Annotated in this window: 24 protein-coding genes and 1 other RNA gene; 14 read left to right on the top strand and 11 right to left on the bottom strand. The window is 68.4% G+C overall.

Going from position 1 to position 23,733, the window contains the following annotated elements:
- The first annotated feature begins 71 nt into the window (after positions 1-71).
- The 6 genes from pcaH to AC1PLS_RS02170 all read left to right on the top strand — a co-directional run bounded on the left by pcaH (position 72) and on the right by AC1PLS_RS02170 (position 5,678).
- A complete protein-coding gene (pcaH, locus tag AC1PLS_RS02145) occupies positions 72-800 on the top strand; it encodes a protocatechuate 3,4-dioxygenase subunit beta (RefSeq protein WP_024938790.1) in 729 nt (242 codons plus the stop codon).
- Between the two features lie 4 nt (positions 801-804).
- On the top strand, positions 805-1,368 hold the full coding sequence (pcaG, locus tag AC1PLS_RS02150; protein WP_481104164.1) for a protocatechuate 3,4-dioxygenase subunit alpha: 564 nt from the start codon (positions 805-807) through the stop codon (positions 1,366-1,368).
- A 320-nt stretch (positions 1,369-1,688) separates the two neighbouring features.
- Positions 1,689-3,041 carry a 3-carboxy-cis,cis-muconate cycloisomerase gene (locus AC1PLS_RS02155; protein ID WP_481104165.1) on the top strand — a complete coding sequence of 451 codons (1,353 nt, stop codon included), beginning with the start codon at positions 1,689-1,691 and terminating at the stop codon, positions 3,039-3,041.
- A gap of 10 nt (positions 3,042-3,051) precedes the next feature.
- The gene (gene pcaD / locus AC1PLS_RS02160; RefSeq protein ID WP_481104166.1) at positions 3,052-3,840 is read left to right on the top strand and encodes a 3-oxoadipate enol-lactonase; all 789 of its coding nucleotides are present in this window, start codon (positions 3,052-3,054) and stop codon (positions 3,838-3,840) included.
- A 242-nt stretch (positions 3,841-4,082) separates the two neighbouring features.
- Entirely contained in the window at positions 4,083-4,487 is a 405-nt protein-coding gene (pcaC, locus tag AC1PLS_RS02165; RefSeq protein WP_104543901.1) for a 4-carboxymuconolactone decarboxylase, read from the top strand.
- Between the two features lie 264 nt (positions 4,488-4,751).
- Complete coding sequence (locus tag AC1PLS_RS02170) at positions 4,752-5,678, top strand: alpha/beta hydrolase (RefSeq protein WP_228911284.1); 927 nt, start codon at positions 4,752-4,754, stop codon at positions 5,676-5,678.
- Between the two features lie 16 nt (positions 5,679-5,694).
- Here AC1PLS_RS02170 and AC1PLS_RS02175 read toward each other — a convergent pair whose 3' ends face one another.
- Entirely contained in the window at positions 5,695-6,552 is an 858-nt protein-coding gene (locus AC1PLS_RS02175; protein ID WP_024938784.1) for an IclR family transcriptional regulator domain-containing protein, read from the bottom strand.
- 147 nt (positions 6,553-6,699) lie between these two features.
- Here AC1PLS_RS02175 and AC1PLS_RS02180 point away from each other — a divergent pair, with 147 nt between their 5' ends.
- The 3 genes from AC1PLS_RS02180 (at position 6,700) to AC1PLS_RS02190 (ending at position 8,853) form a co-directional block, all read left to right on the top strand.
- Complete coding sequence (locus tag AC1PLS_RS02180; RefSeq protein WP_039517307.1) at positions 6,700-7,560, top strand: PA4780 family RIO1-like protein kinase; 861 nt, start codon at positions 6,700-6,702, stop codon at positions 7,558-7,560.
- A 75-nt stretch (positions 7,561-7,635) separates the two neighbouring features.
- Entirely contained in the window at positions 7,636-7,833 is a 198-nt protein-coding gene (locus AC1PLS_RS02185) for a hypothetical protein (protein WP_481104167.1), read from the top strand.
- Between the two features lie 51 nt (positions 7,834-7,884).
- On the top strand, positions 7,885-8,853 hold the full coding sequence (locus AC1PLS_RS02190) for an alpha/beta hydrolase (protein WP_481104168.1): 969 nt from the start codon (positions 7,885-7,887) through the stop codon (positions 8,851-8,853).
- A 131-nt stretch (positions 8,854-8,984) separates the two neighbouring features.
- Here AC1PLS_RS02190 and AC1PLS_RS02195 read toward each other — a convergent pair whose 3' ends face one another.
- The 3 genes from AC1PLS_RS02195 to AC1PLS_RS02205 form a co-directional block, all read right to left on the bottom strand.
- Positions 8,985-9,695: a DUF2490 domain-containing protein gene (locus AC1PLS_RS02195; protein WP_102580317.1), complete on the bottom strand. Its 711-nt coding sequence runs from the start codon at positions 9,693-9,695 to the stop codon at positions 8,985-8,987.
- A 219-nt stretch (positions 9,696-9,914) separates the two neighbouring features.
- Positions 9,915-11,819 (bottom strand): tRNA uridine-5-carboxymethylaminomethyl(34) synthesis enzyme MnmG, encoded by a 1,905-nt coding sequence (gene mnmG / locus AC1PLS_RS02200; RefSeq protein WP_184381031.1) that lies wholly within the window; start codon positions 11,817-11,819, stop codon positions 9,915-9,917.
- Positions 11,820-12,399: 580 nt separating this feature from the next.
- Complete coding sequence (locus AC1PLS_RS02205) at positions 12,400-12,858, bottom strand: hypothetical protein (protein ID WP_024938779.1); 459 nt, start codon at positions 12,856-12,858, stop codon at positions 12,400-12,402.
- Between the two features lie 157 nt (positions 12,859-13,015).
- Here AC1PLS_RS02205 and AC1PLS_RS02210 point away from each other — a divergent pair, with 157 nt between their 5' ends.
- The 3 genes from AC1PLS_RS02210 to AC1PLS_RS02220 all read left to right on the top strand — a co-directional run bounded on the left by AC1PLS_RS02210 (position 13,016) and on the right by AC1PLS_RS02220 (position 15,077).
- Complete coding sequence (locus tag AC1PLS_RS02210) at positions 13,016-13,975, top strand: pyridoxal-phosphate dependent enzyme (protein ID WP_184381033.1); 960 nt, start codon at positions 13,016-13,018, stop codon at positions 13,973-13,975.
- Positions 13,960-14,577: a YdcF family protein gene (locus AC1PLS_RS02215; RefSeq protein WP_026064498.1), complete on the top strand. Its 618-nt coding sequence runs from the start codon at positions 13,960-13,962 to the stop codon at positions 14,575-14,577. The genes AC1PLS_RS02210 and AC1PLS_RS02215 overlap by 16 nt, the downstream gene beginning before the upstream one ends.
- An 80-nt stretch (positions 14,578-14,657) precedes the next feature.
- The gene (locus AC1PLS_RS02220; RefSeq protein ID WP_065047020.1) at positions 14,658-15,077 is read left to right on the top strand and encodes a nuclear transport factor 2 family protein; all 420 of its coding nucleotides are present in this window, start codon (positions 14,658-14,660) and stop codon (positions 15,075-15,077) included.
- Between the two features lie 304 nt (positions 15,078-15,381).
- Here the strand turns inward: AC1PLS_RS02220 and lpxO are convergent, their stop codons facing one another.
- Entirely contained in the window at positions 15,382-16,287 is a 906-nt protein-coding gene (gene lpxO, locus AC1PLS_RS02225; RefSeq protein WP_016903250.1) for a lipid A hydroxylase LpxO, read from the bottom strand.
- Positions 16,288-16,388: 101 nt separating this feature from the next.
- Between lpxO and AC1PLS_RS02230 the strand changes: the two genes are divergently transcribed.
- Positions 16,389-16,464: non-coding RNA, sX9 sRNA (locus tag AC1PLS_RS02230), on the top strand.
- Between the two features lie 169 nt (positions 16,465-16,633).
- On the opposite strand, the gene bioC is transcribed toward AC1PLS_RS02230, so the two are convergent.
- The 5 genes from bioC to bioB all read right to left on the bottom strand — a co-directional run bounded on the left by bioC (position 16,634) and on the right by bioB (position 21,860).
- Positions 16,634-17,518, bottom strand: a complete 885-nt coding sequence (bioC, locus tag AC1PLS_RS02235; RefSeq protein ID WP_184432363.1) for a malonyl-ACP O-methyltransferase BioC — start codon at positions 17,516-17,518, stop codon at positions 16,634-16,636.
- 192 nt (positions 17,519-17,710) lie between these two features.
- Positions 17,711-18,493 (bottom strand): SDR family oxidoreductase, encoded by a 783-nt coding sequence (locus AC1PLS_RS02240; RefSeq protein ID WP_184432361.1) that lies wholly within the window; start codon positions 18,491-18,493, stop codon positions 17,711-17,713.
- A 43-nt stretch (positions 18,494-18,536) separates the two neighbouring features.
- Entirely contained in the window at positions 18,537-19,298 is a 762-nt protein-coding gene (gene bioH, locus AC1PLS_RS02245; protein WP_046345419.1) for a pimeloyl-ACP methyl ester esterase BioH, read from the bottom strand.
- A gap of 224 nt (positions 19,299-19,522) precedes the next feature.
- Positions 19,523-20,728 carry an 8-amino-7-oxononanoate synthase gene (bioF, locus tag AC1PLS_RS02250; RefSeq protein ID WP_016903255.1) on the bottom strand — a complete coding sequence of 402 codons (1,206 nt, stop codon included), beginning with the start codon at positions 20,726-20,728 and terminating at the stop codon, positions 19,523-19,525.
- Between the two features lie 97 nt (positions 20,729-20,825).
- Positions 20,826-21,860: a biotin synthase BioB gene (bioB, locus tag AC1PLS_RS02255; protein WP_104569212.1), complete on the bottom strand. Its 1,035-nt coding sequence runs from the start codon at positions 21,858-21,860 to the stop codon at positions 20,826-20,828.
- Positions 21,861-21,909: 49 nt separating this feature from the next.
- Between bioB and AC1PLS_RS02260 the strand changes: the two genes are divergently transcribed.
- The gene (locus AC1PLS_RS02260) at positions 21,910-22,635 is read left to right on the top strand and encodes a ComF family protein (protein ID WP_184432359.1); all 726 of its coding nucleotides are present in this window, start codon (positions 21,910-21,912) and stop codon (positions 22,633-22,635) included.
- A gap of 123 nt (positions 22,636-22,758) precedes the next feature.
- Here AC1PLS_RS02260 and ubiA read toward each other — a convergent pair whose 3' ends face one another.
- Positions 22,759-23,664, bottom strand: a complete 906-nt coding sequence (ubiA, locus tag AC1PLS_RS02265; protein WP_184432357.1) for a 4-hydroxybenzoate octaprenyltransferase — start codon at positions 23,662-23,664, stop codon at positions 22,759-22,761.
- Between the last annotated feature and the right edge of the window lie 69 nt (positions 23,665-23,733).

Below are 23,733 nucleotides of genomic sequence, written 5' to 3' on the forward strand. Positions count from 1 at the left end.
TGCAACCGCCGCCGCCAAGACCGCACACCCATGTTTTGATCCTGCCGTAGCGCAACCGATGGAGATCCCGCATGCGCGACCCCAGCTCTGACACGTCGATCGATCCGCTGCTCGGCTATCGCCGGCCGCGAATCGGCACGCAGCCGGCCTACCTGCATCTGCCCTACGCATCCACCGCATTGCGCGGCCCCACGCGTGCGCCGATCGATATCCCGGCCACGCTGTCGGAAGTCACCGGCCCGCAATTGAATCGGCTCACCCTGGGCGAGCATGCCGCCGACCTCACCGCCGGCTTTGCGGGCGAGCCATTGGGCGAGCGCATCATCGTGTCCGGTCGCGTGCTCGACGAGAACGGCAAGCCGGTGCGCAATAGCGTGGTCGAGGTGTGGCAATGCAATGCCGCCGGCCGCTATCAACATGCCGGCGACCGGCACGACGCACCGCTGGATCCCAACTTCCGCGGCACCGGCCAGGTGCTCACCGACGACCACGGCCGCTACGCCTTCAAGACCATCAAGCCGGGCGCGTATCCGTGGCGCAATCACTACAACGCCTGGCGGCCAGCGCATATCCATTTTTCGCTGCATGGCGATGGCATCGGGCAGCGGCTGATCACCCAGATGTACTTCCCCGGCGACCCCTTGCTGGCGCACGACCCGATCTACAACTGCGTGGACGATGCGCAGGCGCGCGAACGCATGGTGTCCAGCTTCGACTGGGAAAACGCGGTGAGCGAATACGCGCTGGCCTACCGCTTCGATATCGTGTTGCGCGGTCGCAAGCAAACGGTCTGGGAGTGAATCGATGAGCCTGCACACCACCCCGTCGCAAACCGTTGGCCCGTACTACCGGCTCGGGCTGGAGCCGCTGTATCGCGCGCAACTCGCGCCTGCGCAGGCCGTGGGTACACACGTGCAGGTCAGTGGTTGCGTGTTCGATGGCGCCGGCGCCCCGGTTGCCGACGCAGTGCTGGAGCTGTGGCAGGCCGATGCGGCCGGCATCTATGCGCATGCCGCCGATACGCGCTGCCAGGCGCACGATCCCGGCTTCGATGGCTGGGGCCGCGTGCCGACCGACGCGCAGGGGCGTTTTTCCTTCAGCACCGTCAAGCCGGGCCAGGTCGCCGGGCCGGACGGCAAGCTGCAGGCAGCGCATCTGAGCGTGCTGGTCTTCATGCGCGGGCTGTTGCGCGGCGTGTCGACGCGGCTGTACTTCGCCGACGATCCGCAGCTGGGCAGCGACCCCATCCTGGCCCTAGTGCCGGCCGAGCGCCGCAGCACGCTGCTGGCGCACTCGCGCGGTGGCAGCGATTACCTGTGGGACATCCACATGCAGGGCGATGCGGAAACGGTATTCTTCAACTATTGATCGCGCGGTCGGTGCGCGGGGTGCCATGCAGGGTTGTCTCCGTGCGAGCAGCACGCCTGCACCTGCGTGCAGGTGCGGTGCAGCTGTCGCCGCGCGCCGGGCAGGCAGGTGCCAGCGCGTGATGCCCTCGGTGATCCATCGCGATCGCGCGGCAGCTGCGTGCAATGCCGTGATCCCGCCGCGACACGCGCCTTGTCCAAACGTGCGGCACGCGTGACCCGCACTGACCACCACGCGTGCACACCACCCGGCACCGCGCACGCCAGTTGGCACTCTTGCGCATCGGTGCCATGCTGCCGGCACGCCACCCGAGGCCATGCATGACTGCGACGTCTTCCCTGTTGGGATCCCTGTTTGGCGAGCCTGCCTGCGACGCGCTGTTCGACGACGCGGCGCGGGTGCAGGCAATGCTGCACTTCGAATCCGCGCTCGCTCGCGCGCAGGCGCAATGCGGCGTGATTCCCGCCGAGGCCGCGCAAGCCATTGCGGCCGCATGCGACGTGCAGCATTACGATCTGGCCGCGCTGGCGCAGGCCACCGCACTTGCCGGCAACCCCGCCATTCCATTGGTCAAGGCGCTGACCGCGCGCGTGGCCGCCCACGATGCGCAGGCCGCGCGCTGGGTGCACTGGGGCGCCACCAGCCAGGACGTCATCGACACCGGCACGGTACTGCAGCTGCGCGCCGCGCTCGACCTGCTGCTGCCGCGCCTGCAGGGCCTGTGCGCCGAGCTGGCTGCGCTGGCCGCGCGCGAACGCAATACCGGCCTGCCTGGTCGCACCTTGTTGCAGCAGGCGGTGCCGGTCACGTTCGGGCTCAAGGTCGCCGCCTGGCTGGATGCGTTGCAGCGCGCGCATAGCCGCCTGCAGTCCTTGCAGCACGATGGCCTGGTGCTGCAGTTCGGGGGCGCGGCCGGCACGTTGGCGTCGTTGCAGGAGCGCGGTCTGGATGTCGTCCAGGCGCTGGCAACCACGCTGGCGCTGCCGTTGCCCGCGATGCCGTGGCATACCGCACGCGATCGCCTCGTCGAGGTCGGCTGTGCGTTCGGCCTGCTGGCCGGCACGTTGGGCAAAATCGGCGGCGACGTCGTGTTGCTGATGCAGTCGGAAGTCGGCGAAGTGTTCGAGCCGGCCGCGGCCGGCAAGGGCGGCTCCTCGGCGATGCCGCACAAGCGCAATCCGGTCTCCAGCGTCGCCGCGGTTGCTGCTGCCACCCGCGTGCCCGGCCTGGTGGCGACCTTGTTCAGCGCGATGGCGCAGCCGCATGAGCGCGCCGCCGGGCAATGGCATGCCGAATGGGAGACCTTGCCGCAGATCGTGTGCCTGACCGCCGGCAGCCTGGCGCAGATGCAAGGCTGCCTGGCCGACCTGCAACTGGACCGCGAGGCCATGCGCGCGCACCTGCATAGCCATGGCGGCGCGTTGTACGCCGAGGCAGCGGTGTTTGCGTTGGCACCACGGCTCGGCAAGCCGCAGGCGCATGCGCTGGTCGAACAGGCGGTGGCACGCGCCCAGGCGCAGCAGCGCCATCTGCGCGAGGTGCTCGGCGACGACGCGCAGGTGAGCGCGGTACTCACGCAGGCGCAACTGCAGGCGGTGTTCGATGTGGACAGCTGGCGCGGCATGTCCTCGGTCTGGATCGATCGCGTGCTGGCTGCTTCTTCATCCCGCTGACGGTGCTCCGATGGCTTATCTCCAGTTGCCCACGCATCGCCTGCATTACCGCCTCGACGGCACCGAAGGCCGCCCCTGGCTGACCTTCTGCAATTCGCTGGGCACCGACCTGCATATGTGGGACGTGCAGATCGCCGCGTTTGCGCCGCATTACCGCATCCTGCGCTACGACCGCCGCGGCCATGGCGATTCGGACACGCCGCCCGGCCCGTATCGCGTTGCCGACCTTGGCCAGGACGTGCTGGCGCTGTGGGATGCGTTGCAGATCGCGCAGAGCGACTTCTGCGGCCTGTCGATCGGTGGACTCACCGGGCAATGGCTGGGCCTGCATGCGCCGCAGCGCCTGCGCCGGCTGGTGGTGTGCGCCACCGCGCAGAAGATCGGCAGCAGCGAGAGCTGGAACGCGCGCATCGAGCAGGTGCGCAGCGAAGGCCTGCCGGGGCTGGTCGATGCCACCTTGCAGCGCTGGTTCACCCCGCCGTTTGCCATCAGCCATGCGCAGCGCCTGGACATGATCGTGGCCGCCTTCGTGTCGACATCGCCGCAGGGCTATATCGCCTGCTGCCAGGCGGTGGCCGACGCCGACTTCCGCGGCGCGCTGGACACGCTGGGGCTGCCACTGCTCGCACTGGCCGGCGACGACGACCCGGTTTGTCCGCCGGCCGATCTGCGCGAGATCGCCTACGCCGCCCCGCACGGCCACTACGCACAGGTGCCCGGCCGGCACATCTGCAACCTGGAGTCGCCGGCCGCGTTCAACCACAGCGTCCTGGGCTTTCTGCAGGCCGACCACGTGTGACCCTCCACCCGGCCAGGCAGCTGCCGGATGCGTGGAGCCGGTACCCCGATCCGGCACGCACGACGCCCGGCATCCCCGCTCATGCGTTGCATCTGCGCCCAGCTGACCACGGCCAGCTGCCTGTCGCCGGCGACATCAATCGCAACCAATGCCCCTGATATCCCAGCGCTTGCCCTGCGATCGCCGCCAGCACTCCGATTCCCAATTCCCAATTCCCCATTCCCACGCAGGAGAGATTTCCGATGCACGAAGACGAGCGTTACCAGGCAGGCTTGCGCGAGCGCCGACGCGTCCTGGGCGATGCGCATGTCGAGCGCTCGCTGGCCGCACGCACCGAGTTCACCGACGAGTTCCAGACGCTGATCACCCGCTACGCCTGGGGCACCATCTGGACCCGCGATGGCCTGCCCGCGCACACCCGCTCGCTGCTGACCCTGGCGATGATGGTGGCGTTGGGCCACGACGAGGAGTTCAAGCTGCACGTGCGCGCCGCGCGCAACAACGGCGTCACGCCCGAGCAGATCAAGGAAGTCCTGCTGCAGGCCGCGGTCTATTGCGGCGTGCCTGCCGCCAACCATGCCTTCGCGCTGGCCAAGCCCATCCTCGAGGAGCAGTCCGGCGAAGAACAGCCGGCGCGCGAAGGCTGACGGCCACTGCGACGCGTGAGTGCAGCAGGCACGCTGCATTTGCGCGGCATGCGGCGCAAATGCGACCGGTTCGGTTAGCTGTGTCCCTGGCCTGCACTGATGGCACGCCGGGCAGGGTGGCGTGCAAGCGCGCGCACTGCGTTGCACCCTGGCCATCCCGTATACACATCGCCTGATGACATCGCCCATCGACGACGGGATGATGGACGTGCCGCAACGGACCACCGCTTCCGTTCGCACAGGACATTTCCCATGAGGTTGCCGATGCTGCCGCGTACCGTTTGTTTGCTTTTGCTGCTGCTCACCGTATCCGGGCTGCACGCACGACCGCATCCCGGGCCCGGAACCGAGCTGGCGCAGGTGCGCGCCGACGATGGCCAGACGCTGGCGGTGTGGTCGCGCGTCCCGGCGCAGCCGCGCGGCACGATCCTGCTGGTGCATGGGCGCACCTGGAGTGCGTTGCCCAATTTCGATCTGCAGGTTGCCGACGAGCCGCGCGATGCGCGCTCGGTGCTGGCGGCATTGGCGCAGGCCGGTTACGCCGCCTACGCGGTCGATCTGCGCGGCTATGGCGGCAGTGCGCGCGATCGCAGCGGCTGGAACACGCCCGCGCGCGCCGTGGCCGATGTCGATGCGGTGCTGAGCTGGGTTGCCCACCAGCACCCGCAGCTGCCGCCGCCGGCGCTGCTCGGTTATTCCAATGGTGCGCGGGTGGCGCTGCTGATCGCCCAGCAACATCCGCAGGCAGTGTCGGCGCTGGTGCTGTATGGCTTCCCGGACGATGTCGACGCAGCGCCCGACACCACCCCGGCGCCGGCACAGCCATTGCGTGCGCGCACCACGGCCGCGGCGGCCGGCGAGGATTTCATCACCACCAACGCCGCACCGCCTAGCGTGCGTGCGGCCTATGTGGCGCAGGCGGTATCGGCCGACCCGGTGCGTACCGACTGGCGCGCGATGGAGCAGTTCGCCTTCCAGCCGGAGCAGGTGACCACGCTGCCGGTCTTGCTGCTGCGTGGCGTCGACGATCCCATCGCGACCCAGGCGGACAACGCGCACCTGTACGCACGCCTGCGCAGCGAAGACCGCAGCTGGGTCACGCTGCCGCACGCCGATCACGTGGCGCATGTCGAGGACACCCATGCCGCCTGGGTGGATGCGGTGGTGAGCTTCCTGCGCCGGCCGCGCTGAGCGCGCCCGCCGGCGACTAACTCAACAACGCACCCAGCCGCTGCGCCGCCTGTTTCAACGGCTCCAGCAGCGTCTGCATCGTCTGCAGGCTCACGCGTCCGGCCTGGGCGCCGATGTTGAGCGCGGCGATCACCTCGCCGCGCAGGTTGCGCACCGGCACCGCGATCGAGCGCAGGCCGATTTCCAGTTCCTGGTCGGTCAGGCACATGCCTTCGCGGCGCGTGCGTGCCAGCACTTCCAGCAGCGCAGAAGCCTGGGTCACGGTGCGGTCGGTGCGCGGGCGCAGCGTGGTGCGCTCCAGGTACGCCTGCAGAGTGTCGCCGGGCAGGGCGGCCAGCAGGACGCGGCCCATCGAGGTGCAGTAGGCCGGCAGGCGTGTGCCCGGGCGCAGCCCGATCGACATGATGCGCACCGTCTCGGCACGCGCCACGTACAGCAGGTCGTCGCCGTCCAGCACGCCCAGCGAGCAGGATTCGTGCAACTGGTCGCGCAGCCCGTCCAGCACCGGCTGCGCCGCTGCGGTCATCGACGAAGACGCTGCATACGCACCGCCGATCCCCAGCACGCGCGGCAGCAGCACGTAGCCGCGGCCTTGCTCGCCGACATAGCCCAGCCTGGCCAGGGTATGCAGCACCCGCCGCACCGCCGCACGCGAGATGCCGGTTTCCAGGCTGATCTGCGACATCGTCACCTCGCGCGCGTGCTGGGCGAACACGCTCAGCACCACCAGCCCGCGGCCCAGCGAGGTCATGAAGTCCGGGTCGCCCTGGGCGGCGGCGATCTGCTGCATCAACTCATGCGGCAGGCCGCGTTCGCTCCCGGCGGTGGCCACGGTGGTGGTGGGTTTGCGGCGGCTGGAGGCGGGCTCGGGCATCGGATCGCAGCTTGGACGGGTCCGTGCATGGTAAGCGCTCACGCCGATACATGCCCCCGGTCGCAGCTTGCGCCTGGACATGTAAGCGCTTCACCCTGGTTGCCGCATAATCGTTGCTGGTTTGTTTCGGATCGGTCTCCTTAGTCCATGAAAACCCCCAAGGGCCTGCAACCGCTGATCGACGACGGCATCATCGACGAAGTGTTGCGACCACTGAAGAGCGGCAAGGAAGCATCCGTCTATGTGGTCAGTACGGGCGCCGACATCCTGTGCGCCAAGGTCTACAAGGACATGGCGCAACGCAGTTTCCAGGCGCGCGTGCAGTATCAGGAAGGCCGCAAGGTGCGTGGCAGCCGCCAGGCGCGCGCGATGGGCAAGGCCACCAAGTTCGGCCGGCGCGAAGCCGAGACCGCATGGAAGAACACCGAAGCCGAGGTGCTCTATCAACTGATGGACGCCAGCGTGCACGTGCCTAAGCCGCGCGGCTACTTCCACGGCGTGCTGCTGATGGACCTGGTCACCGACGAGGCCGGCCACAGCGCACCGCGGCTGGGCGAAGTGGACCTGGAGCCGGAGCAGGCGCGCAGCTTCCACGCCAGCCTGATCGGCGATGTGGTCAAGATGCTGTCGCTGGGCCTGGTGCACGGCGACCTGTCCGAATACAACGTGCTGGTCTCGCCCGAGGGCCCGGTGTTGATCGATTTCCCGCAGGTGGTCAGTGCTGCCGGCAACAACGCCGCACGCGACATGCTGCTGCGCGATGTGCACAACCTGCGCGATTGCCTCGGCCGCTTCGCCCCGGAGTTGCTGGACACCCATTACGGCGAAGAGATGTGGGCGCTGTTCGAAAAGGGCGAGCTGCGCCCGGACAGCGTGCTGACCGGCCGCTTCAAGTTCGACACCCGCCGCGCCGACGTGCGTGCCATCCGTGCCTCGATCGAGGACGCACGCCAGGAAAACCTCATCCGTCAGCAGGGCCGCGAGGCCGCTGCCGAGGACGACGACTAGGCCGCTGTTGCGTTCGCGCGCGATGCGGCGTCACAGCAGCGACACAGTTGGCGCGCATGCCGGCATGCATCGCTCATGACTGTCATGCAGGTGCGCGCCGATGCAGGCGCGCAGCCACGATGCAGTGCAGCAAAAAACCAACGGATGCTGATGCCGCGACTATTCGCCAGGTGTCGCCATGACAGGCGCATGCATCGACAGCACGGGGTTTTTGCGGTACTGCCGCGCATCTACGGCACCGCCATTGAAATAATTGATGGCGTTGAATGGTGATTGATCATAAGTATCTGGCAGGCTCAGCCATCGTCTCCTGGAGAGTCCGCCATGTCGTTTGATCCCGATGTCGTGCGCCTGTTCGCCCAGCTTCAACACGCCGCTCAACCACCGATGGAAACCCTGCCGATCGAGGGCGCGCGCGCAATGATGCGTGCACTCGGCACGGAGCTTGGCTTTTCGCGTGTGGAGATGGCCGAGGTGCGCGACCTGCAGGCCGGCACCGCCGCCGGCCCGGTGCGCCTGCGTCTGTATCGCCCGTCCGGGCTGTCTGCCGGTCCGGCCCCGACCTGCCTGTTCGTGCACGGCGGCGGCGGCGTGGTGGGCGACCTCGACTCCCACGACGACGTCTGCCGGCAACTGGCGGCGCGCGCCGGCTGCCAGCTGCTGGCGGTCGACTATCGCCTGGCGCCGGAACATCCCGCGCCGGCCGGCGTGGAGGACGTGATTGCGACCCTGCACTGGCTGGTTGCCCAGCCCGATGCGGTCGGCGCCGATGTGCAGCGCCTGGCCGTGGCCGGCGACAGCATCGGCGGGGCCATGGCCGCAGTCGCGGCGCTGGCTGCGCGCGATGCCGGGATCGCGTTGCGCTGCCAGGTGCTGGTGTATCCGCTCACCGATGCGCGCGAGGACAACGGCCAATACCCGTCGCGATCGCATAACGCCGGCCTGCCGCCGCTGACCACAGAGGCGGTGCGCTTCTTCAATCGCCATCTGTTGCCCGACCCCGCCATTGCGCAGGACTGGCGCGTCTCGCCGATGCTGGTGCCGGAGGTGGCCGGCGTTGCGCCCGCACTGGTCATCGTGGGCGAGCGCGACATGCTCTACGACGAAGGCCGCAGCTATGCCGAACGCCTGCGCGCCGCCGGTGTGGAAGTCACCCTGCACAGCTTTCCCGGCATGATCCACGGCTTCATCAATATGGGCGGCGTCCTGCGCGCCGCCGGCGAAACGCTGGAGATGGCAGCGCTGTTGCTGCGCCAGCGCTTGCTGCCCGCCGTCGAGCGCAGGGCCGCATAAGGGCCTGCGGCAGGCGTGCCATGCGCGCGCTGCCGCAGCGCGGCAGCCATGCCCGCATGTGGATCAACGCGCGAGGGAAAGACGACGATGCAGGCTTGCAGGTACGCAAGTCTTGCGGGCCGCCAGCAGGCTCAGAAGTTGAAGCGGAACGTGGTCATCAGCACGTGGTTTTCGCGGTCCACGGTGCTGGTGTTGACGAACTGATTCAGATAGCCGACGTCGACATTGGCAACGTCGTTGAACTTCCAGTTGATGCCAACGAAGACGCGGTTCTGGTCCAGACCGCGTCGGGCGCCCCACTCGGTGTGGTCGAGATTGACGAACAGTTCGTTGAAGGCCACCCACGACAGTTGCGCAGACAATGCACTGGGCCGGACCGCCCTGATCATCTGGCGCACCCGATACCCTTCGTCGCTGAAACCTTCGCGGTGACGCTGCTCCAGGCGGGTGCGACTGGTGATGGTGATATTGGCAATCGGATCGAACTGATATTGAAACTGCCCCCACCAGCGATTTTCGCGGTTGGAGGACTGCCCGGCCGGGTGGCTGATGATGGTGTCGTAGCCCATCCAGACACTGGCCTTGGGAGTGAACCGGTAAAACACCGCAGGGCGCAGGATCAACTGGTCGAACTGTTCGCCCTCTTCGCGCCAGCGTGGATGCACGTCCATGCTCCAGTACAGGTTTTCGACCGGCAGCTTGCCCTGGGCATACACGCTCAGCCAGTAACGCCCGTCTTCCTCGGTCTGCGCGGCCGCTTGCGAGGTGCCGCCCAGCATCAGCAGCAGGGCGGGGCAGGCGATCCGGTAGCTGGCCGTCAGCAGCGCGCGCAGTCTGTTCATCGTCAGGAAGTCGTCGGTGGTGCCGGAGCATACCAACTCGTTCGCGACCTCCATCGCGCTTTTCGGCACCGCCGCTGCGATACCGGCGTGTTGCTTCGCTTGCGGCGACATGCCGTCGCGCCATGACATCCGCTGACAAACATTCACGCGTGTGCCGCGTGTAAACGCATGCGTCCGAACAGGCAGCCGCCATGCAGCTGCCCACGCACCGGCGAGTGCTTACGCCACCTGGCTGCGGCGCGCCCGTTCCAGATGCACCAGCAGCAACGAGATCGCCGCCGGCGTCATGCCGGCAATGCGTTGCGCCTGGCCGATGCTTTGCGGGCGCACGCGCTCGAGTTTCTGCTGCACCTCGATCGACAGCCCGCGCACGCCGGCATAATCGAATCCATCCGGAATCGGCGTGGTTTCGTGGCGCTGCTGGCGTGCGATGTCGTCGCGCTGGCGGTCCAGGTAACCGGCGTATTTGACGCTGATCTCCACCTGCTCGGCCACCTGCGCATCATCCACGCCCGGCCCCAGCGTCGGCACGCGCATCAGCGCGGCGTAATTGAGTTCGGGACGCTTGATCAGGTCCAGCACGTTGGTTTCGCGGCTCACCGCCACGCCCAGGGTCTGGGCCACTTCGCGGCCCAGCGCATTGCCCGGGGTCGCCCACAGCACCGACAGGCGCGCGCTTTCGCGCTGCACCGCCTCCTGCTTGGCGGAGAAGCGCGCCCAGCGCGCATCGTCGACCAGGCCCATCGCGCGGCCGACGCCGGTCAGGCGCGCATCGGCGTTGTCCTCGCGCAGTTGCAGGCGGTATTCGGCGCGGCTGGTGAACATGCGATACGGCTCGGTGGTGCCGTGGGTGATCAGATCGTCCACCAGCACGCCCAGGTAGGCCTCGTCGCGGCGCGGCGACCACGCCGGCAATCCCTGCACATGGCGCGCGGCATTGAGCCCGGCCAGCAGACCCTGTGCGGCGGCCTCCTCGTACCCGGTGGTGCCATTGATCTGCCCGGCGAAGAACAGCCCGCCCACCGCCTTGGTTTCCAGCGAGGCCTTGAGCCCGCGCGGGTCGAAGAAGTCGTATTCGATCGCATAGCCGGGGCGGGTGATATGCGCCTGCGCAAACCCGTGGATCGAGCGCACCAATGCCAGCTGCACGTCGAACGGCAGCGAGGTGGAGATGCCGTTGGGGTAGATCTCGGCCACTTCCAGGCCTTCGGGCTCGACGAAGATCTGGTGGCTGGTCTTCTCGGCAAAGCGCACCACCTTGTCTTCGATCGACGGGCAGTAACGCGGGCCGATGCCCTCGATCTGCCCGGAATACAGCGGCGAGCGATGCAGCGCACTGCGGATGATGTCGTGGGTCTGCTCGGTGGTCTGGGTGATCCAGCAGCTGACCTGGCGCGGGTGATCGCCGAGTTGGCCCATGAACGACATCACCGGCAGCGGGTCGTCGCCCGGCTGTTCCTGCATGACGCTGTAGTCGAGCGTACGCCCGTCGATGCGCGGCGGGGTGCCGGTCTTGAGCCGGTCGATCGCGAACGGCCGCTCGCGCAGACGCGCGGCCAGCGTGGTGGCCGGCGGGTCGCCCATGCGTCCGGCCGCGTACTGGGTCTCGCCGACGTGGATCTTGCCGGCCAGGAAGGTGCCGGCGGTCAGCACCACCGAGGGCGCTTCGAAGCGCAGCCCGGTCTGGGTGATCACGCCGCGCACGCTGTCGGCTTCGGCGGCGCCGTTGTGGATGATCAGATCGTCCACCGCCGCCTGGAACACGGTCAGGTTTGGCTGCGCCTCGACGATACGGCGGATGGCGTTGCGGTAGAGGTTGCGGTCGGCCTGGCAGCGGGTGGCGCGCACCGCCGGCCCCTTGGAGGCATTGAGCGTGCGCCACTGGATGCCGGCCTGATCCGCCGCGCGTGCCATCGCCCCGCCCAGCGCGTCGATTTCCTTGACCAGATGGCCCTTGCCGATCCCGCCGATGGCCGGGTTGCAGCTCATCGCGCCCACCGTCTCGATGTTGTGGGTCAGCAGCAAGGTGCGCGCACCGGCGCGCGCGGAGGCCAGCGCCGCCTCGGTGCCGGCATGGCCGCCGCCGATCACGATGACGTCGTAGCGATAGAAGGAGTCGGACATGGGCGTGGACCAGGAGCAGAAGGAGGTTGGCGGCCGCGAAAGTATCGGCTGAAGGGCGAGTAAGGTCACTCGACGGATAAAAATGTGATGTAGGTCACATTATCGAACACTGGCTCTCAAGTTGGCATGTTCCGTGCGGATATCCCTAGTGCACCCGTCGTGGCATTGCGACATGGGCGCAAGGCTGGAATTGGAACAGGGGCCAGCCACGCGTGCGATGGGGTAGCGTAAGGGTCGGTAGTCGGGGGACTGCCGACCCTTATTTTTTTCGCGCTCCACCGCCCGCCGCAGCCCTGGCTGCTCGAACGGGGTGCCCAGGCGCGCCAGAGCGGACCGCACGACAAAAACATAAAGCCCCGGCATGCCGGGGCTTTATGCGTTGGAGGCGCCGATATCCGACAGGGCCGGAACAGGGGGGATCCAGATTTCCCTGTCGGACATCGACATAAGTCGGTCAGTGCGCCCGGCCGGGTCAAAACATGACGTGGCGGGTCACACAGAGCGCCTAGCTTGCGACCAAGTGCCGGCTGAACGCAAGCCCCCAACATCGCCATTTGTGGGCCACGTCGCAGTCAGCAACTCAGGGAATCTGCTCACGTGTGTTGCGCGGCGCGGTCTGCCGTTGAATCTCGCGGATCACCCGCGGCGGCGCACCGATGCGAGGCGGCCGCGACGGCGGAGCGCCAGTCGCCGGTGGGCGATTGGGCTGTTGCGGGCGCGGGCCGTTGGGACGGGGCCCATTGTTGAACGAGCCGTGCGGACGTGGCGGCCGGTACTGCGGGCGGCGATCGTTTTGGCGGTAGTAATAGCCACCGCGGTAGACCGGATACGCCGGGTAGTCGTACAGCCCGATCGAACCGGCGCCGTAAGGGTAACCGTAGGGGTTGCCGTAGAAATATGGCGAGTAGCCCGGCGGGTAGCGGTACTGCACCGCGGGCGCGCCGCGGTAATAGCCGCCCGACCCCGCACCGGTGTAGTCGTAGGTTGCGCAGCCGCCCAGGGCCAATAGCCCGGCGGCGAAGATCAGACGGAATTTCATGGATGGTGCCCTCCTGCAACCATGGTGTCACTTTCGAACCGATGCATTGAATCGGTCCTTAACTGTGCCGCAATGTGGTGCTTCTGCATTGATCCAGCATGCGCGGGTGCCGCGCGTGCAGCCGTGAAGGCGGGGACGATACGTTAATCTTGCAGGCATGATCGAGACGGTCCCGCTTGCCCATTCCGACGTCCTGCAAGCTGCTGCGCGCATCGCGCCGCAGTGCGCGCCGACACCGCTGCTGACCTCGCACAGCCTGGACGCCCTCTGCGGTGCGCAGCTGTTCTTCAAGGCCGAACACCTGCAGCGCAGCGGCGCCTTCAAGTTCCGTGGCGCCTGCAACGCGGTGTGGTCGTTGCCGGAGGAGCTGGCCGCGCGCGGGGTGGTCACCCATTCGTCCGGCAATCACGGCGCCGCACTCGCGCTCGCCGCGCGCACGCGCGGGATCGGCTGCCACGTGGTGGTGCCCGAAGGCGCGGTGGCCGCCAAGTTGGCCAATATCTCCCGTCATGGCGCCACGCTGTGGCGTTGCGCGCCCACCATCGCGGCGCGCGAGCAGATGTGTGCCGACGTCCAGGCCGGCAGCGGCGCGACGCTGGTGCATCCGTATACCGACCCGGCGGTGATCGCCGGGCAGGGCACCGCCGCGCTGGAGCTGCTGCTGCAGAGCGGCGGGCTGGATGTGCTGGTGGCACCGGTCGGCGGCGGTGGGCTGGCCGCCGGCACTGCGCTGGCGCTGCAATCGGCGCCGGGCTGTGCGCTGGTGCTGGCCGAGCCGAGCGGGGCGGCCGATACCGCGCGCTCGCTGGCGGCCGGCGAGCGCCTGGTCGACTTCGTGCCCGACACGCTCTGCGACGGCCTGCGCGGCACCCTGGGGGCGCCAAATTTCGCAGTGTTGCAGGCCGCCGGCGCGCAGGTGATCACCGTGGACGATGCGGCGGTGGTGCAGGCGATGCGGCTGATCTGGCAGGTGCTCAAACAGGTGGTGGAGCCGTCCTCGGCGATTGCGCTGGCAGCGGTGCTGGCCGACCCGGCGCGCTTTGCCGGGCGGCGGGTCGGGCTGATCCTGTCCGGCGGCAATGTCGATCTGGATGCGCTGCCGTGGGCCGCGGCGTGAGCAGGCGGTCGCGTGGGATCGGTCTGTGGGGCTGGTGCTGGCGCCTGTGCATGCTGACGCTGATCTGGCTGGTGGGCGTGGCCGGCTGGATCGTCTGGGTCGGCGATCGCGACCAGGCCGCGCCGGCCGACGTGATCATCGTGCTGGGCGCGGCTGCCTACGACGCGCGCCCTTCGCCAGTGTTCGAAGAGCGCATCCGGCATGCGCTGGACCTGTACGCGCAGGGCTACGCGCCGCGGCTGCTGTTCACCGGCGGCTTTGGCAATGGCGCGCGCTTTGCCGAGTCGCAGGTGGCGCGGCGCTACGCGCTACGCCACGGCGTACCACCGGAGGCGATCGTGATCGAGACGGTCTCGCGCACCACCCGGCAGAATCTGCAGCAGGCACGCGCGCTGATGGACCGGCACGGCATGCACCGGGCGATCATCGTCAGCGACCCGTTGCACATGGCGCGCGCGCTGCGGCTGAGCGATGAGCTGGGGGTGGACGCGCTGGCCTCTTCCACGCCCAGCACGCGCTTTCGCAGCTTCCACACCAGCTGGCGCTTCCTGCTGCAGGAGGTCTATTACTTCCATCGCGATCTGGTGGTGCAGGGCGCCTGACGCCGGGTATGCCGCAGGGCAGGCGTGTTGAAGCGCAAAACGCGCTCTATGATGCGGCTTTCCCAGCGGCAGGTTCGAGCATGAGCGAGCGCAATCGGCAACACGCCACCGGCCTGGTCCAGGCCTATTACGCGGCATTCAACCGCGGCGATTGGGACGCCATGCTGGCGTTCCTGGCCGAGGACGTCGCGCACGACCTCAACCAGGGGCCGCGCGAGATCGGCCGGGCGGAATTTGCCGCCTTCCTGCAGCGCATGAACGACAGCTACCGCGAGCAGCTGCGCGACATCGTGATCACCGCCAACGAGGATGGCACCCGGGTCGGTGCCGAGTACGTGGTGCACGGGGTCTACCACACCACCGACGAAGGCCTGCCGGAAGCCAACGGGCAGACCTATGTGCTGCCGGGCGGTGCGTTTTTCGATGTGCGCGACGGCAAGATCACCCGCGTCACCAACTACTACAACCTGCAGGAATGGATCGCGCAGGTGTCGCGCTGAGCGCATCGACCGGCACGGTAGGAGCGCACCCGGGCGCGATAAGGCGTTACCGGCAATGCCGGTCGCGCCCGGGTGCGCTCCTACGTGATTGGTGCGGTGTTGCGGCCGGAGCTGTGCCTATGTAGGAGCGCGCTTGCGCGCGATAGGGCGTTACCGGCGATGCCGGTCGCGCCCGGGTGCGCTCCTACGTGATTGGTGCGGTGTTGCGGCCGGAGCTGTGCCTATGTAGGAGCGCGCTTGCGCACGATGGGGCGTTACCGGCGATGCCTGGTCGCGCCCAGGTGCGCTCCTACGTGGGTGGGGGTTACAGCAACACGATCCCGACCACCACCAGGATGAAGATGCCCCACTTGAGCGTCTGGTACAGCGGGTTGTTGCGTTCCTTCAACGCCTTGGCCTTCAGGCGCGCGGCATAGAAATAGCGGAACACGCGGTTGATGCCGCCGGTCTTGTCACCTTCCTGATTGGGCGAGGCACCGGCCGAGAGCAGGCTGCGGCCGACGAAGCGGTTCACCGCCGCGGCCCAGCGCCAGCGCATCGGGCGCTCGATGTCGCAGAACAGGATGATGCGGTCCTGGTCGGTGTCGTTGCGCGCGTAGTGGATGTAGGTCTCGTCGAACATCGTCCACTCGCCGTCGCGCCAGCTATGGCGCTGCCCGTCGACATCGATGAAGCAGCGGTCGTCGTTGGGCGTGGCCAGCCCCAGGTGCAGGCGCATGGACCCGGCGAACGGGTCGCGGTGCGGGCGCAGTTCGCTGCCCGGCGGCAACTCGGCGAACATCGCGGCCTTGACTGTGGGGATGGACTTCAGCAACGCGGTGGTCTGCGGGCACAGTTCGGACGCCGACGGGTGGGCGGTGCCGTACCACTTCAGATAGAAGCGCTTCCAGCCACGGCGGAAGAACGAGTTGAAGCCGATGTCGGTGTAGCCGTCGGCGGCGCGGATCTTCTGCATCTGCTGCAGCGCCACCGCTTCATCGCGGATCAGCGGCCAGTTGGCGCGCAGCGGCGCCAGCTCCGGAAATTCCTTGCCGGGATCGATGAACGGCGTGGTCGGCACGCGCGAACACAGATACATCAGCGTGTTGATCGGCGCCATGAAGGTGGAATGGTCCAGCAGCTGCCGGCTGAGCCGGTGCCGCACGCGACCGCGGTAATGGATGTACAGCGCCGATGCGATGAACAGCGCGATGATGAGCCACTTCAACATTGGGAAGGCCGATTGGGGGACGGGGGCCGCAAACCTAAGAGCGGCTATCAAAACGTCAGTGCAGCAGCCGGGCGGGGGCGCTGCCGGTACCCGGAACCGGCATGTACCACGCGTACATGCAGATTTCTGCGCACCGTCTGCAGCCACCTGACGGCTGCGTGCTGCGTTTTGCTAGCCACGCCGGTTCAGGCGTCGAAAAGGCAAGCCGCAACAGGAACATGCGGCCGTTGACTGCTGAATTCTACCGGGTGTCGCGACCGAGCCTGACAGGTCCGCATTGGTGCCGTCGCAAAACTGTGTGTCTCGCCGGCAACGGCTGCGTTGCTGCCGGCGATCTGCACCACCGCTAGTCGATGCGGCGGCGGATCGGGATCGAGGCCACCGGGACGCTGGCGACATCGTGTCCCTGCTCGCGGATGGGCGCGCCCGGCGCCGGTGCCCAGGCGTGGGCATAGATCACTTCCCAGGAGCTGGGCAGGGTGCCGTCCGGCCGCCGCAAGGGCTCATAGGCGGCGCTGGCGGCGGCAAAGCGGCCGCGTCCGGTCAGAGTGGCGCGGCGATTGCTGAGTGCGTTGGTGGCGCCCATCGCGCGTAGCTCGCGCATCAGCGCGGGCAGGTCGCTGTAGGTCAGCGTGAACAGGTCGCGGTCCAGCACCGGGTCGCGGAAGCCGGACATCAGCAAGGCATCGCCGAACTGGGCGATCGGCGGAAAGCGGCTGACATGCGGGGCCGGGTCGGCCTGGGCGAAAGCCTCGCGCAACTCGATCAGCGTCTCCGGGCCGAAGGTGGAGCACAGCAACAAGCCGCCCGGCCGCAGCGCGCGGCGGAAACCGGCGAATACCGCGGGCAGGTCTTCCACCCACTGCAGGCACAGGTTGCTGAAGATCACGTCCACGCTGCCGTCGGCCACCGGCAAGGCGCGTGCATCGGCGCAGACCTGCGCGAACGGCTTCCACCAGCCCGCCGCCTTGCGCGCCTGGCGCAGCATCGGCATGGCCTGGTCCAGCGCGATCACCTGCGCCTTGGGCCAGCGCTTCTTGATCGCGCCGCTGGCATGGCCGGGGCCGGCGCCGACATCCAGCACCACCTTGGGCACCTGGTCGCCCAGGTAGTCGAGCGATTCGAGCAGGCGCGCTTCGGCTTCGCGCTGTAGCGCGGCGGCGGCGGCATAGCTGCTGGCGGCACGCTCAAAGGCGCGCCGGACGTGGCGGGGGTCGAAAGTACTGTTCATGAGCGGCGCTATTGTCGCCTGTGGCCGGGGCGGAGGGAATCGATGGGTGGCCTGGTATCGGCCTGGCGAGGCTGCAGACGTTCGGTCTGCCGGTGGCTGCGCTGCGAGCGGCACGGGGTTCAACGGGGCCTGACCAAACACCCACCGGATGCCCGCGGCGGTCGCCACGACTCGCCGCGTGGCCGAGGCGCTCTAGAACGTGCCGGGATAGCTACCGCCGTCGATCAGCAGGTTTTGCCCGGTGATGTAGCCGGCCTGCGCGCTGCACAGGAACGCGCAGGCCGCGCCGAATTCGTCCGGCTCGCCGAAGCGTGCGGCCGGAATGCCCGCACGTTTGCGCTCGGCGACGTCTTCGGCGCTGCTGCCTTGCTGTTGCGCGATCGCCGCGAAGTTGCCGCGCAGGCGGTCGGTGGCGAACTGGCCGGGCAGCAGATTGTTGATGGTGACGTTGTCGACCACCGTGCTGCGCGCCAGCCCGGCGACGAAGCCGGTGAGGCCGGCGCGCGCGCCATTGGACAGGCCCAGGATGTCGATCGGCGCCTTCACCGCACTGGAGGTGATGTTGACGATGCGGCCGAAGCGCCGCGCGCGCATCGCATCGACGCTGGCGCGGATCAGTTCGATCGGCGCCAGCATGTTGGCGTCCAGTGCGCGCAGCCAGTCGTCGCGTTCCCACTGGCGAAAATCGCCGGGCGGCGGGCCACCGGCATTGTTGATGAGGATATCCAGCTGCGGGCAGGCGGCGAGCGCATCGCTGCGTCCTTGCGGGGTGGCGATATCGGCCACCACGCTACGCACTTCGCCGGCGCCCGGCAGTGCGCGCAATGCCTCGGCGGACTGCTCCAGGGCAGCGCGGCCGCGCGCGACGATCACCACGTTGACGCCTTCGCTGGCCAGTGCGCGTGCGCAACCCAAGCCCAGGCCCTTGCTGGCGGCGCAGACCAGTGCCCAGCGCCCGGCGATTCCCAGATCCATGCGTGTGTCCTCGATCAGCGATGCCGCATGATCGGCGATCCGCTCACGGCACGGACGCAACGAAGCGTTGCAGCGCCTCGGCGACCTGATCGGCATGGCCAAGAAACGGTGCGTGCCCGCCACCGGCAATGGTCAGGGCCTGCGCGTGCGGCGTCAGCGCGGCGGCGGCCTGCATGCCGGCCGCCGGCACCAGCCGGTCGCGCTGGCCCGCGATCCACAGGCTGGGGCGCGCGAGTTGCGGCAGCGCGCGGCGCAGGTCGCTGCGTTCCAGCAGCTGCAGGCCTTGCTGCAGTGCTTCGGCGGCCGGTTCGCCACGCGCCACCAGCGTCTCGCGCAGGCTGCGCAACTCGCTGCGGGCATGCGCCGAGCCCAGCGTATCCAGCGCCAGAAATCGCTCCAGCGTGCCGCGGTAGTCGCGCGCCAGGTCCTGGCCGAATTGCACGAACACCTCGCGCTCGACGGCGTCGGACCAATCGTTGCCACGCACGAAACGCGGCGTGGCCGCGATCATCGCCAGCCCGCGTACCTTGGGCTGGGTGGCCGCGGCATGCAGCGCGAACAGCCCGCCCAACGACCAGCCGACCCACACCGCCGGCGGCGTGGCGGCGGCGATGCCGGCGACCACGTCCGGCAGCGCCAGCGGCGTGCTGTCGCCACGGCTGAAACCGTGCCCGGGCAGATCCACCAGATGCAGTTGATGCTGCGCGGCCAGGCGTTCCACCAATGGCGCGAACACGCCGCCGTGCAACGCCCAACCGTGCAGAAGAACCAGCGCAGGCCCGTGGCCGATGACATCGATATGCATGCGGGGATTGTCGCTGATGGCGCTGACCGGCGCATGGGGCGCAAGGTGTCTTGCATCAGCCTGCGCTGCGCGTGGAGCCGATCTGCGCGGCACGCCAAGCCGGTTGCGGACACGCAGGACCGCACCGACAGCAGCGATCCGGCAACATCAGCGACGCGGACACTGCCACGTCGAGCACCGGCCGCCGTCGCGCGGCTATTGCACAACCGTCTTAATCGTCGCCCTCAGGCAGACGCACGCAGCGGTTGCCGGCTGACCACATCGCGCGCCTGCACGATGGCCTCGATCAAGGCCTGCACCTGCTGCGGCGTATGCAGCGCGGACAGGGTCACACGCAGACGCGCCTTGCCTTCGGGCACGGTGGGCGGGCGGATCGCGCCGACCAGGAAGCCGGCCTGTTCCAGCGCGGCGGACATCGCCATCACCGTGGCTTCTTCGCCGCACAGCAGGGGCTGGATCGGCGTATCCGAGGCCATCAGCTCGAAGCCATGCCGGCGTGCCCCATCGCGGAAACTGCCAATCGACTCGACCAGCTTGGCGCGCCGCCAATCGTCGCGACGCGCCAGCCGCACGGCTGCCAACGTCGCAGCGACCTGCGCCGGTGGCAACGCGGTGGTGTAGATGTAGGGGCGCGCGGTTTCGGCCAGATGGCGCACCAGCGCTGCATCGCCGACCACCACCGCGCCATAGCCGCCGAGCGCCTTGCCCAGGGTCACCAGCTGCAGCGGCACTTCGGCCACGCCCAGTCCGGCATCGGCAACGCAACCGCGCCCCTGCGGGCCGAGCACGCCCACGCCATGTGCGTCGTCGACGTAGAACAGCGCCTGCTGCATGCGCGCCACCAGGCTCAACGCACGCAGCGGCGCGACATCGCCATCCATGCTGAAGACGCCATCGCTGGCCAGCATCGCCGCGCCCTCGGGCGAGCCCTTGAGCTGACGCATCGCGCCTTCCACATCCAGGTGCGGATAACGGCGCAACCGGCAGCCGGCCAGGCGTGTGGCATCGAGCAGGCTGGCGTGGTTGAGCCGGTCCTGCACGCAGACATCGTCGTCCTCGCTGAGCAAGGCCTGCTGCACCGCCAGGTTGGCGATGAAGCCGCTGCCGAACAGCAGCGCCGACGGATAGCCGAGCCACTCGGCGATCTCGCGCTCCAGCGTTTCGTGCGCGGTGTGGTGGCCGCAGATCAGGTGCGAGGCGGTGGCGCCGGCACCATCGCGCGCGGCGGCGTCCTGCAACGCGGCGACCACTTCGAACTGCTGCGACAGGCCCAGATAGTCGTTGGAGCAGAAACCGGTCAGCCAGCGGCCATCGACTTCCAGCCGCACGCCATCGCGACGGCCCACCAGCCGCCGCACCCGCACCCGTTCCTGGGCCACACGCAAGGTGCGCAGCGACGAAATCCGTTCGTGCAGATCGGGGCGGGCCATGGGGGCGTTCAACGGCAGAAGGGGGCGTTAGCGTAGCCTGCCGCGCCCGGCGCGCCCAGCCGGCACCGACGACCGGTGCCGGACGTTCGATTCGCGGTTAGGCGGCGTGCTCGCAGGCCGTGCTGCGGGTGATCTCCGCATGCACGGTGCCGGGGTGGTCGTGGTCGGCGGCGTCGACGGTGATCTGCATCGGGCGCAGGCCCAGGCGCTGGAACAGAGCCTGGTCGCGTTCGGTGTCCGGGTTGCCGGTGGTCAGCAGTTTTTCGCCGTAGAAGATCGAGTTGGCACCGGCCAGGAAGCACAGCGCCTGCAGTTCGTCGCTCATCGCCTCGCGGCCGGCGGACAGGCGCACCATCGAACGCGGCATCGTGATGCGGGCGACCGCGATCATGCGCACGAACTCGAACGGGTCCAGTTGCTGGGTGCCGTGCAGCGGGGTGCCGGCGACCTGGACCAGCTGGTTGATCGGGACCGAATCCGGATGCGCCGGCAGCGTGGCCAGCGCCAGCAGCAGGCCGATGCGGTGCTCGCGGGTTTCGCCCATGCCGACGATACCGCCGCAGCAGGTCTTCAGGCCGACATCGCGCACGTGCTCCAGCGTGTTCAGGCGGTCCTGATACTGGCGGGTATGGATGATCGAGTCGTAGTAATCCGGCGCGGTGTCCAGATTGTGGTTGTAGTAGTCCAGCCCGGCGTCCTTGAGCGCGCGTGCCTGGCCGGCGTCGAGCATGCCGAGCGTGGCGCAGGTTTCCAGGCCCATCGCCTTGACCTCGCGGATCATCGCCGCGACCTTGGGGATGTCGCGCTCCTTGGGCGAGCGCCAGGCCGCGCCCATGCAGAAGCGCGAGGCGCCGGCGGCCTTGGCCTGGCGTGCCTTGGCGACGACCTCTTCGGTCTCCATCAGCTTCTGCGCGGTCACGCCGGTGTCGTAGCGCTGCGCCTGCGGGCAGTACGCGCAGTCTTCCGGGCAGCCGCCGGTCTTGACCGACAGCAGCGTGGACACCTGCACCTGCGCCGGATCGAAATGGGCGCGATGCACGCTGGCGGCGCGGTGCAGCAGCTCCGGAAACGGCAGATCGAACAGCGCCTGCAGCTCTTTGCGATCCCAGTCATGGCGTACGACAACAGACATCGGGGTTTCCTGACAGTCAGCGGCTTGGAAGCCAGGCAGTCTGGTGAGCATGGAAGAGGCTGTCAACTTCGAAGAGGTCAACTCGGTTTACAGGTGGCCGCGCCGAGTGTTGCGGTTGCTGCTGCCGAGCCGGTGCCTGGTGTGCGCGGAACCCGGCAGCGCCGATTGTGATCTGTGCCCGTCGTGTCGCGCCGCGTTGCCGGATCACGGGCACGCCTGCCTGTGTTGCGCAACGCAGCTATACGCCTGCGATGGCGCGCTGCTGTGCGGGCAATGCCTGCAGCACCCGCCACCGCTGCAGCGCGTGCATGCGTGTTTCACCTATCGCTGGCCGGTGGATGGCTTGCTGCGGCGTTTCAAGTTCCACCAGGATCTGGCTGCCGGGCGCTTGCTCAGCGAGTTGATGGTCTGGCGTTGCGTAGGCCTGCCGCGTCCGCAGGCGCTGGTGCCGGTGAGTCTGCACCGGCAGCGCTTGCGCCAGCGTGGTTACGATCAGGCGCTGGAGCTGGCCAGACCGCTCGGCCGCGCGCTGCGGCTGCCCTGCCTGCCATTGCTGCACCGGGTCCGCGCGACCGCGCCGCAATCGGAGCTGGATGCAGCCGAGCGTCAGCGCAATCTGCGCCAGGCCTTTGTCGCGCGTGGCGCCTTGCCCGCGCATGTGGCCCTGGTGGATGACGTGATGACCACCGGTGCGACGCTGCATGCGGCGGCGCAGGCCTTGCAGCGGGCCGGTGTGCAGCGGGTGGATGCGTGGGTATGCGCGCGGGTGCCGTGAGGCTTGGTGGGCTGCGGGTTGCGAGCTGCAGCATGGGGGCTTCGTCCGTACCCTCACCCCCACCCCCAACCCCTCTCCCCCGGGGAGAGGGGTTGGGGGTGAGGCGATTGACCTGTGTGCGTGTCAGCGCATTGCCAGCGCCGCGGCGATGCCGACGAAGATCGCCAGGCCTACCCAGTTGTTGTGCAGGAAGGCGCGGAAGCACGGGCCGCGTTCGCGGTGGCGGGCGAGGCGGAACTCGTAGGCCACCAGCAGTGCGGCCACGCCCAGTCCGGCCCAGTACGCGATGCCGAGACTGGCGCGCAGGCCGACCAGCGCCAGTGCCGCAAACATCGATGCATACAGCAGGCACTGCGCGATCAGGTCGAACCTGCCGAACAGGATGGCGGTGGACTTGCTGCCCATGCGGATGTCGTCCTCGCGGTCGACCATCGCATACCAGGTGTCGTAGGCCGTGGCCCAGAGGATGTTGGCCGCGTACAGCAGCCAGCCCAGCAATGGCACGCTGCCCTGCACTGCGGCGAAGGCCATCGGGATGCCCCAGCCGAAGGCCATGCCCAGATAGACCTGGGGCAGGTGGGTGTGGCGCTTGAGATAGGGATAGCTGGCGGCCAGGAACACGCCCGGCACGCTCAGGGCCACGGTCAGCCAGTTGAGCGTGAGCACCAGCGCGAATGCCACCAGCATCAGCACCACGAACACCCACAGCGCCTCGCGCCCGGACACCGCCCCGGTGGCCAGCGGGCGCGACTTGGTGCGCTCCACGTGCGGGTCCAGCCAGCGGTCGGCATAGTCGTTGATCACGCAGCCGGCCGAGCGGGTCAGCCAGACCCCGGCGGTGAACACGAACAGTGTCCACAGCGGCGGCAGGCCACCGGCGGCCAGCCACAACGCCCACCAGGTCGGCCACAGCAACAGCAGGCTGCCGATCGGACGATCGCCGCGGACCAACGTCCAATACTGCCCCAGTCGCTGCGGCCAGGTCAGCGCGGGCGCTGTCGGCAGCTGTTCAACACCATGCTTGCTCATGCTGCAAAGGGTAGCAGCGCGGCTCGGCTGCGGTCATGCGCTGGGTGATGAGCTAGCTAGGCATCGTCC

This window comes from Xanthomonas sp. NCPPB 3218 (assembly GCF_056725185.1).